The organism is Tistrella mobilis KA081020-065 (assembly GCF_000264455.2).
In the GTDB taxonomy this organism is placed as follows: domain Bacteria; phylum Pseudomonadota; class Alphaproteobacteria; order Tistrellales; family Tistrellaceae; genus Tistrella; species Tistrella mobilis.
Genome location: NC_017966.1, coordinates 338692 through 348420, shown reverse-complemented (window position 1 = coordinate 348420; position 9729 = coordinate 338692). Strand labels below are relative to the sequence as shown.

General features: G+C 69.4%; 9 protein-coding genes and 2 pseudogenes. 2 read left to right on the top strand and 9 right to left on the bottom strand.

The features are described from left to right. Positions 1–71: 71 nt before the first annotated feature. The 9 genes and pseudogenes from TMO_RS22385 to gcvA form a co-directional block, all read right to left on the bottom strand. Positions 72–1502: a hypothetical protein gene (locus TMO_RS22385; protein ID WP_014753082.1), complete on the bottom strand. Its 1431-nt coding sequence runs from the start codon at positions 1500–1502 to the stop codon at positions 72–74. Between the two features lie 62 nt (positions 1503–1564). Beyond that, a pseudogene (locus tag TMO_RS22380) lies at positions 1565–2559 on the bottom strand (TauD/TfdA family dioxygenase). 49 nt (positions 2560–2608) lie between these two features. Then, positions 2609–2854: an MbtH family protein gene (locus TMO_RS22375; RefSeq protein WP_014753080.1), complete on the bottom strand. Its 246-nt coding sequence runs from the start codon at positions 2852–2854 to the stop codon at positions 2609–2611. Positions 2855–3033: 179 nt separating this feature from the next. Then, positions 3034–3162 (bottom strand): hypothetical protein, encoded by a 129-nt coding sequence (locus tag TMO_RS32685; RefSeq protein ID WP_267020629.1) that lies wholly within the window; start codon positions 3160–3162, stop codon positions 3034–3036. A 40-nt stretch (positions 3163–3202) separates the two neighbouring features. Next, on the bottom strand, positions 3203–3886 hold the full coding sequence (locus tag TMO_RS22370) for a 3-oxoacid CoA-transferase subunit B (RefSeq protein WP_014753079.1): 684 nt from the start codon (positions 3884–3886) through the stop codon (positions 3203–3205). Next, complete coding sequence (locus TMO_RS22365) at positions 3883–4593, bottom strand: 3-oxoacid CoA-transferase subunit A (RefSeq protein WP_014753078.1); 711 nt, start codon at positions 4591–4593, stop codon at positions 3883–3885. Before TMO_RS22365 ends, TMO_RS22370 begins: the two co-directional genes overlap by 4 nt. 128 nt (positions 4594–4721) lie before the next feature. Next, positions 4722–5216 carry a sporulation protein gene (locus TMO_RS32680; protein WP_416069014.1) on the bottom strand — a complete coding sequence of 165 codons (495 nt, stop codon included), beginning with the start codon at positions 5214–5216 and terminating at the stop codon, positions 4722–4724. A 146-nt stretch (positions 5217–5362) separates the two neighbouring features. Next, positions 5363–5515, bottom strand: a pseudogene (locus tag TMO_RS32950) (sporulation protein); the annotation flags it as partial. A 116-nt stretch (positions 5516–5631) separates the two neighbouring features. Further along, a complete protein-coding gene (gcvA, locus tag TMO_RS22355) occupies positions 5632–6561 on the bottom strand; it encodes a transcriptional regulator GcvA (protein ID WP_014753075.1) in 930 nt (309 codons plus the stop codon). A gap of 135 nt (positions 6562–6696) precedes the next feature. Between gcvA and TMO_RS22350 the strand changes: the two genes are divergently transcribed. Both TMO_RS22350 and TMO_RS22345 read left to right on the top strand, forming a co-directional pair. Further along, positions 6697–7734: a 2-oxoadipate dioxygenase/decarboxylase family protein gene (locus TMO_RS22350; protein WP_081599057.1), complete on the top strand. Its 1038-nt coding sequence runs from the start codon at positions 6697–6699 to the stop codon at positions 7732–7734. A 369-nt stretch (positions 7735–8103) separates the two neighbouring features. Next, positions 8104–9633 carry an aldehyde dehydrogenase family protein gene (locus TMO_RS22345; protein ID WP_014753073.1) on the top strand — a complete coding sequence of 510 codons (1530 nt, stop codon included), beginning with the start codon at positions 8104–8106 and terminating at the stop codon, positions 9631–9633. The last annotated feature ends 96 nt before the right edge of the window (positions 9634–9729 follow it).

Genomic DNA, 9729 nt, shown 5'->3' with positions numbered 1-9729 from the left:
GTACTCCAGAGTCCTGTCGGCGGCGGGGGAGAAGCGAGACGGCAGAGGCGAGATGGCAGACGTGAAACGGCTCAGGCGCGGGCGCCGAGCTTCAGATCTGCAACCAGCGGATGTATCCATTCCTCGGGGATGATCGGCTGGTGGTAGACGCATTCCTCGGAGAGGATCGAGGAGCCGTGCAGCCGGCCCATGGGCACCAGCACCATCTCGCTGGGTGCAAGCTTCAGCTCCATGCCGAGATTGCCCCAGAACACCATGTCGCCGGTCTCGATCGCGACCAGCCGGTAGTCGTCATGGACATGGGTGGTGGAGCACATCTCGCGCGGCTCGACGAAGGTCTCGCGGTCGATATCGGGGCATTCGGCCTGGATGCGGGCATCGATCTTCCCCGCGATCTCGCGATAGGCCGGGATGGCCGAGAGCCATTCCAGCTGCTCGCCCAGATCGCGCTCGGCGGCATCGCGCAGGCGGGACGCCGCCGCCAGCCCCTGGCCGATCCGCGCCAGACCTTCCTCGCCCCAGCGGGCCTCGGCGAGTTCGAGCGCGCGGCCGAAGCGGCGGCCCAGATCTTCCAGCGCCTCGGCCGGGTGGCGGTTGTGGCCGGCAGGCGTCGCCCCCTCGATGCCCAGCGCCTCGCCCGCCTGGGCCAGCAGGCAGCCGAAGGCGATCCATTCGGCCTCGGCCGCGAAACCGGCGCCCCAGAGCGCCAGCGCCCGATCGGGACGGCGGGCGAGCGCGTGCAGCAGATTGGCGCGCGCCATGCTGGTCGACAGATAGAACTGCCAGTAGGAATGGGGTTTGAGGTCGACGCCGCAGCGTCGCGCCAGCCGCGCGATCGCCCGGTCGTCGACGGCATCGAGCACAAGGCGCGGCGCACCGTCGCCCAACGGCCCGAACCAGCCGCCGGCCCGGGCACGCGACATGGCAAGCCGCCGGCTTTCGGCCAGGCACCAGTGCTGGATCAGGGCGAAGCGCATGCCCTCTTCCAGATAATCGGCGCGCTTCAGATGGGCAAAGAGCGTGCCGAGAAAGCCGGCCTCGCGGTTCAGCACGTCGCGAAGCAGCCGGGTCTGATCGGCCGGCGCCACCGGGGCCTCGCCCGCGGCCAGATGGTCGAAGACGAAATCCTCCAGGAAGGGCCGGATGCGGCCGCCCAGCAGGCGGCTTTCCTCGCCGTAGAAATGGTCGAATGCGGCAAAGGCCTCGGGCGCACCGTCCCGCGGCAGCCGGGCGACATCCAGCTCGTTGATCGACAGCAGCAGGCGGTGCGAGGCGAGAGAGGGCAGCAGGGTGACGGTATCCGGCGTGACCGGCTCGTCGAAGCGGATGAAGGACAGGTCTTCGGGGCGCAGCGGCCGGCGGTAGAAATCCTCATCCAGAACAAGCTCTTCCACCATTGCGCTGCGATAGGGGTGAAGGTCGGCGAAGCTGCGGATCAGATCGAGCTGGTCATCGGCCTCGGCGGCGCGCGGGGCGAAGCTGAAGAGGGGTGTCGCGGGCATGGCAGGGGTCTCCCGTTCGGAAATGCCGTGAGGGTCGGATGGGAGGGGAGGATCAGGCGGGATCAGGCGGGGCCGGTGGCGCCCCAGGGCTCGGCCATGGCGACCAGGATCCGCCGCGGCCCCGTAAACGGGGCCCGGCCATGGGTCATCAGCATGTTGTCGAGCATCAGGACATCGCCACGCTTCCAGGGGAAACGCAGCATCTCGGCCGCATAGGCGGCGCGGATCTCGTCCAGCACCGCATCCTCGATCGGGCTGCCGTCGCCATAGCAGGCGTTGCGGGGCAGGTCCTCCTCGTCGACCACGGCGAGCAGGGTCTCGCGCAGATCGGGCTCCAGCGCCGAGACGTGGAAGAGATGGGCCTGGTTGAACCAGACCGTCTCGCCGGTGCGCGGATGCACGGCTTCCGACGCACAGACCTGGCGGGTGCGCAGGCGGCCGTCCTCCTGCCACTCCCAGGCGATGCCGCGGGCGCGGCAGGTCCGCTCCACAAGGGCCGGGTCGTCGGTGCCGAAGACCTGTTCCCAGGGAAGGTCCAGCCCGCCGCCGTAATTGCGGACATACATCACGCCATGGCGCGCGAAACGGCGCCGGATCGCGGGATCGATCCGGGCCAGCACCGCACGGGCATCGGCGAGCGGGGTCTCGCCCCGATCCTCGGGCGCCACATCGCAGAAGAACCAGATCCGCATCGCCCAGCGGTCGGTATAGGACTGCTCGTTATGCTGGGGGATCCACTGATGCGCCGGATATTCGGTGGAGGAATAGACCCCCGCCCCACCCGGCTGCGCGGGGTGGAGCCGAATTCATAGGCCAGCAGATCATGGCCGAAACCGCGGGCGAGCGCGTGGAAGGCGGCGGCATCCGAAACATCGAGCCCGCGGATCAGCAACCCGCCGGCGGTCTCGACATGGCGATCGGCCAGATGGCGCAGCGCATCCAGCCTCTCCGCCGCCGGCCCGGCGCCGGCCGCCTCGACCGTCACGATCCGGGTGGCGCCGGCCTGAAGACTGCCGATCACAAGATCGGCAGCGAGAGGGGGAGTGGTGGCATTCACGATGACCTGACCCTTCACAGGCGGGGAGCGCGTCAGGAAGGGGTTCGGATCACGACGCCGCGGGCGCGGCGCCGGCAGCCTGCTCCGCCTCGCGCGCCGCCATGGCGCGGCGCAGGCTCAGCGGCCGCATATCGGTCCAGACCTCGTCGATATAGGCGAGGCAGTCGGCCTTCGGACCCTGCTTGCCGACCGCGCGCCAGCCCTCCGGAATGGGCTTGTAGCTCGGCCAGATCGAGTACTGCTCCTCGTGGTTGATCACCACGTCGAACACGGTGGTCTCGTCGCCCCAGCTCATGCCGTTTCACCTCTGCTGGTTGTAATAATGCAAACGATTCTCATTTGCAGTACCAGAGGAGACGGATGGCCGGCGGGAATTTTCAGGGGGTGGCGCGATTTTTTTACAACCGCAGGCATATTTTTGCCGGCGCAGGTTGCGTGGGATGATGGCGGTGCCGCCACCCGGCCGGCGCCCCTTCAATGACGGAGTGAGAGCGCCACGGGACCGTCAAGGCTGCCGGCCCGGGCCTGAACGCGCTGATGATCGATCATCCGGCCGGCATCGACATCGGCAAGGCCGGCATCGACATCGGCAAAGGCTTCCATGATCAGACGATCGTCTTCCTGTTGCCGACATCCTGATGCATCAGCCGATCACCTGCAGGTCCGCCGCCAGCGCCAGCGGCGCACCGGTGAGCGCGCGGATGGTGTCGACGGAGACCTCCGGCGCATGCTCGCGGAGCAGGAAGCCCTCGGGCGTGACGTCGATGACCGCCAGATTGGTGAAGATGCGGTGGACGACGCCGGCTCCGGTCAGCGGATAGGTGCAGGCATCGAGCAGCTTGGGCGCGCCGTCGCGGGTGACATGCTCGGTGATGACGAAGACCCGGCGCACGCCGGCCACCAGATCCATCGCCCCGCCCACCGCCGGCACCGCATCGGCGGCCCCGGTCGACCAGTTCGCGAGGTCGCCATTGGCCGCCACCTGCATCGCACCCAGGATGCAGATGTCGATATGCCCGCCGCGGATCATCGCGAAACTGTCGGCATGGTGAAAGAAGGCGGCACCCGGCAGCAGGGTGACCGGTTTCTTGCCGGCATTGATCAGCTCGGGGTCTTCGGCCCCGGGTTCGGGCGGCGGGCCGAAGCCCAGAATGCCGTTCTCGGTGTGATAGATCACATCGCGCCCGGCCGGCACATGGCCCGCGACCAGTTCCGGAATGCCGATGCCCAGATTGACCACGGCGCCGTCGGGGATGTCCAGCGCCGCGCGGCGGGCCATGGCATCGCGGGAGATGCCGCGGGGGAAGGTGCTGGTGGCGGTGGTCATGGATACTGCTCCCCGCGGGCAACCAATACGGATTCCTGCGCCGGATCGGCGATGGCGACCACCCGGTCGACGAAGATGCCGGGGGTGATGACGTGTTCCGGATCGATGGCGCCGACGGCGACGATCTCGCGGACCTGGACGATCGCGACCCGGGCCGCCTGGCACATGATCGGGCCGAAATTGCGCGCCGCCTTGTTGTAGACCAGATTGCCCAGCCGGTCGGCGCGCTCGGCCCGCACCAGGGCGTAATCGGCGGTGATCGCCTCTTCCAGCACATAGCGGCGGCCGCGGATCTCGCGGACCTCCTTGCCCTCGGCCAGCACGGTGCCGACGCCGGTTGCGGTGAAGAAGGCGGGAATGCCGGCACCGCCCGCGCGGATCCGCTCGGCCAGCGTGCCCTGGGGGACGAGTTCCAGCTCGATCTTTCCCGCCCGGTACAGATCGGGGAAGGTTTCGGAATTCGACGAGCGCGGGTAGGAACAGATCATCTTCCGCACCCGGCCTGCGCCGATCAGCGCCGCCAGACCGACGCGGCCATTGCCGGTGTTGTTGTTGACCACCACAAGATCGCGGGCGCCCTGGTCGATCAGCGCATGGATCAGCTCGATCGGGCTGCCGGCCTCGCCGAAGCCGCCGATCAGGACGGTGGCACCGTCGGGGATGTCGGCCACCGCGGTGGCGGGGTCGGGGACCTGTTTGTCGATCATCGGGCGGGGTTCCGTATGGGCCAGGGATGCGCCCATCTCACGGTCGAACCCCCGCATGGTCAAGATGATGTGCACGACCTGCGGTCGATGTTCGCAGACCGCACGAATCCGGACCGCAGCCGCCCCGCTCAGGCGACGATCGGGCCTTTCAGCCGGTCGATTTCCTCCCGCAGCAGCCCGGCCACGGCATCGGTGCCCATGTCGAGCAGCTCGTCGTCGATATCGAGCCCGACCCGGCTTTCGCGGGCGGCGGTGAACAGGCTGCCGCGATTGTCGACCACGATGTCGACATGCACGCCATGGTCCCGGGGGCGGAAGGCGAGGTCGATGCATTCCACCCGCAGATCGCGCAGCGACATCGGCCGGAAGACGAAGGTCTGGAAGAAGGGGCAGGCATCGCCCGGCACATGCTCCACCTCGGCCTCGGCCAGGCGGAAATCCAGATGCTCCATGGCATCGAGCACCGCACCGGTCCAGCGATCGGGCAGAATGCGGATGGCGTCGCCATCGGCGCCGTCCTGGGCGCCATCCACCTCCACCCGCGTGCGCAGCCCGGCGGTGGACACGCCCAGCGACAGCGGCGCATGGGCCGGGATCTCGATCGCGAACGGCAGGGCCAGCAGCTGCCGGGGTCGAGCGTCAGATCGGTGGCGATGGTCTCGGCCGCGATCATGATCAGACCGTGATGGGGCTCGGGCGCGTGCTCCCCCTCACCCGCCTCCCCCTCACCTTTCGGCTGCCGGCGCGGATCGGGATGGATCAGGGCCCTGACCACCAGATCCAGCGTCACCCGCGCGATATGCAGGGCCGCAACCCCGCCTTCGATCTCCACCACCCCATCCAGCACCTCCCCCACCCGCACCTCTCTCAGGGCCGGTACGGTCTCTACCGCCAGCGCAGGCGTGCCGGCCGCTCCCAACATGGTCTTGATCATGGCGCTCGATGCTCCGTTGTTCGTCGAGGGCGGATGTGTCCCCGCCTTGTTCAACATGAGTGTGGGGCCGGAAGATCCCGCACGCGAGGGCCGTCCACGATTTGTTACGACCCGCCCTCGGAATGCCCCGCTGCCCCCACAATCCACCGCCGGAACGCCTCCACCGCCGGCTGGCCGGCCTTGGCGTCGGGGATGACGATCCAATAGGCCTCGTCGGGCACGATCGCGCGGTCGAACAGGACTTCGAGGCGGCCGGTGGCGAGGTCGTCTTCGATCAGCAGGCGGGGCAGCAGGGCGGCGCCGAGACCCGAGGCAGCCGCCTGGGCGATCATCGCGAACTGTTCGAAGACCATGCCGCGCACGGTTTCCGGGGCCTCCAGCCCCTGAGCCGCGAACCAGGCCGGCCAGGCGGCCGGGCGGGTGGATTGCTGCAGCAGCGGCAGGCGGGCCAGGTCTTCCAGGCGGTCGGGGGCATGGGCGGCGCGCCAGACCGGGCTTGCGACCGGCACGATCACCTCGCGCATCAGATGGTGCGCGGTGGCGCCGGCCCAGTCGGCACGGCCGTAATGGATCGCGGCATCGAAGGGATCGGCCGTGAAATCGAAGGGCGACAGCCGGGTCGAGAAATTGATCGAGATATCAGGATGGCGGGCGAAAAAATCCGGCAGCCGCGGCACCAGCCAGCGGGTGGCGAAGGTGGGCAGCGTGGCGAGGTTCAGGATCCGGCCGCGGCCGGCCAGCGCCATCACCCGGTGGGTCGCCTCGCCCAGATCGACCAGGGCGCGGCGGACATCGCCCAGATAGAGCCGGCCGGCATCGGTGAGCGTGACCCGTTGGCGCACGCGCACGAACAGCGCCAGACCAAGCTGATCCTCGATCTGGCGGATCTGGCGGCTGACGGCGCCCTGGGTGAGGTTCAGCTCGGTGGCGGCGCGGGTGAAGCTCTCATGCCGGGCGGCGGCCTCGAAAGCCAGCAGCGCGCCGAGCGACGGGATCAGCCCGCGCTTCGACGGCAGATCATTCCCGAAACTCATGACCTCCCCATTATTCATCGTTTCCCAAACCAGCCGTCAGTATCGCACGATCCCTGGCGTCGGGCACCCCCCGCGGCCCGACATCCGAGACATCGCCCGTCAGGGCTTTCCGGCCCATCAGGAATGAGTGTGCAGATGACCGCCCGTGACACGACCGTGCTCCACCGCCTCGTCGCCTCCGTCGCCGGCCCCGCGCGGACCGACGGCCTGATGACCACCATGGTCGTGCATCCGGCGCTGGCCGGCGCCACCGGCGACCGCGCCTCGCGCGCCGTGATCGCCCAGGCGCTGAACATGCTGCTCTTCGCCGATCTGATCGACCGGGTGCCGGCCGCGGCGGCCTATGTGGCGGAACGGGTGGCGGCCGGCGGCACGCTCTGCCACGATCACGGCGCCGTGCGCACGGTGGCGATGGCCGGCCAGGGCGCCCTGCCGGCCGGCGAAGCCGCGATCACCCGCATCCTGGAGCCGCTGGGCTATGCCCAGGTCGGGCATTATCCGCTCGACCGGCTGAAGATGACCGGCCGGTCCTATGCCCAGAAAGATCTGCCCGAGGACATCGCCCAGTTCTTCGTGAGCGAGCTGCACCCCGAACGCTTCGGCCCCGATTTCGAGGCGGCGGTGCTGCGGGTGACCGGCAGTTCGCGCGATCCGCTGACGGCTGAGGCCGCCGCCGCGCTGGACCGGCTGGCGGCGGAAGGCACGCTGGACATCGAGACCGCAACCGCCCTGCTGCCGGTGCTGGTCGCCTGTTTCGACCGCCAGCACGGGGTGCCGGCGCTGGCCGATTACGAGGCGTTGAAGGCGCAGTCGGCCGAAATGGCCTGGATCGCGACCGAGGGCAACGCCTTCAACCACGCCACCGACCGCGTGGCCGATGTCGACGCCCTGGCCGAGGCCGAGCGCGCCGCCGGCCGGCCGATCAAGGACAAGGTCGAAGTCTCGGCCTCGGGCCGGGTGCGCCAGACTGCCTATCGCGCCGCCGAGGTGGCACGGCCGTTCCGGGATGCGGCGGGCGCCACCGTCACCCGCATCGTGCCGGGCAGCTTCTACGAGTTCATCACCCGCGACCCCCTGCCCGACACACTGGCGACCGAAACCGGCCGGCGGCTGGATCTGGGCTTCGACAGCAGCAATGCCCAGGGCATCTTCAAGATGACCGCGGCGGCGTAGGAGTCTGTTTGGCCCTCGCCGGGCGGGCGCTACCGTGGCCTTGGCCGCCGGAGTCTGTTAGTCCCTCGCCGGGCGGCCACTACCGTGGCCTTGGCCGCCGCCTCAATGGCGGCTGGGCCGATGGGTGGCCATCGGCCCGATGCGGCGGGTTCTGACGTCGGAACGCGAGTTCTCGCCCGTAATTTATTGTTTTAACGGTATCATTTCCCCAGGGAATGATCGGGTGCGCCCCTCGGCAGGCACGAATGCCACGTGCCTGCCGCCCCGCCCCGCCCTATGATGCCGCCAGCCCATTGCGCCGGTCGGCCCGTCCTGAAGAGGCGGCCCGGCGCGTCCGGACAAGATCACGACCCAGGAGTTCAGAGCGCCATGACCCGCGAGACCGAGACCCGGCTCAGCCCTGCCGACGATGCCCGTGCCGTCCTCGCCCGATTGGGGGTGGATCCGGCGCGGCTGTCGGGCGGTGACCGCATCGCCCGCTCGCCGCTGGACGGTGCCGAGATCGCCCGGCTGACCGACACCACCCCGGCCGAGGCCGAGGCGGCGATCGCCGGCGCGGCAGAGGCCTTCAAGGCCTGGCGCCTGGTGCCGGCGCCCGAGCGCGGCCGGCTGGTCGCCCTGCTGGGCGAAGAGCTGCGCGCCGCCAAGGAAGATCTGGGCCGGCTGGTGACCCTGGAAGCCGGCAAGGTGCCGGCCGAGGGGCTGGGCGAGGTTCAGGAGATGATCGACATCTGCGACTTCGCGGTCGGCCTGTCGCGTCAGCTCCACGGCCTGACCATCGCCACCGAGCGCCCGGACCACCGGATGATGGAAACCTGGCACCCGATCGGCCCGGTGGGCGTGATCACCGCCTTCAACTTCCCGGTCGCGGTCTGGTCGTGGAATGCCGCACTCGCCTTCGTCTGCGGCGACCCGGTGATCTGGAAGCCGTCGGAAAAGACCCTGCTGACCGCGCTGGCCGTCACCGCCCTGTTCGAAAAGGCGGCCAGGCGCCATGGCAAGGTGCCCGCAGGGCTGGCCTCGCTGCTGATCGGCGGGCGCGAGATCGGCGAAAAGCTGGTCGACGACCGCCGGGTGCCGGTGATTTCCGCCACCGGCTCCACCGCCATGGGCCGCAAGGTCGGCCCCCGGGTCGCGGAACGTTTCGGTCGGGCCATCCTGGAACTCGGCGGCAACAATGCCGCGATCCTGCAGCCTTCGGCCGATCTGGAACTGGCGCTGCGCGGCATCGCTTTCGCCGCCATGGGCACCGCCGGCCAGCGCTGCACCACGCTGCGCCGCCTGTTCCTGCATGGCTCGATCTATGACGGCTTCGTCACCCGGCTGAAGGCCGCCTATGCCTCGGTGAAGGTCGGCGACCCGCGCGAGGCCGGGGTGCTGGTCGGGCCGCTGATCGATGCCGATGCCGCCCGCGCCATGGATGCCGCGCTGGAGGCGGCCCGCGCCGCCGGCGGCACCGTCCATGGCGGCGAGGTGGTCGAGGTGATGGGCCAGGGCCAGTATCGCCGCCCGGCCCTGGTCGAGATGCCGGCCCAGGCCGATATCGTCCGTCACGAGACCTTCGCGCCGATCCTCTACGTGCTGCGCCATGACGATCTGGCCGAGGCGATCGCCGCCCAGAACGACGTGCCCCAGGGCCTGGCCTCGTCGATCTTCACCAATGATCTGCGCGACGCCGAACGCTTCCTGTCGGCCGCCGGATCCGATTGCGGCATCGCCAATGTCAATATCGGCCCCTCGGGCGCCGAAATCGGCGGCGCCTTCGGCGGCGAAAAGGAAACCGGCGGCGGCCGCGAGGCGGGCTCCGACGCCTGGAAGGCCTATATGCGCCGGGCGACCAACACCATCAATTACGGCAGCACGCTGCCGCTCGCCCAGGGCGTCACCTTCGATATCTGAGGAGGGGGGGATCTGCCCCCCATGACGCACAGGCAAGGCGGGTCGCCACACCACACGGCACCCGCCTTTTTCTTACCCCCACCCCCCGCTCTTCTC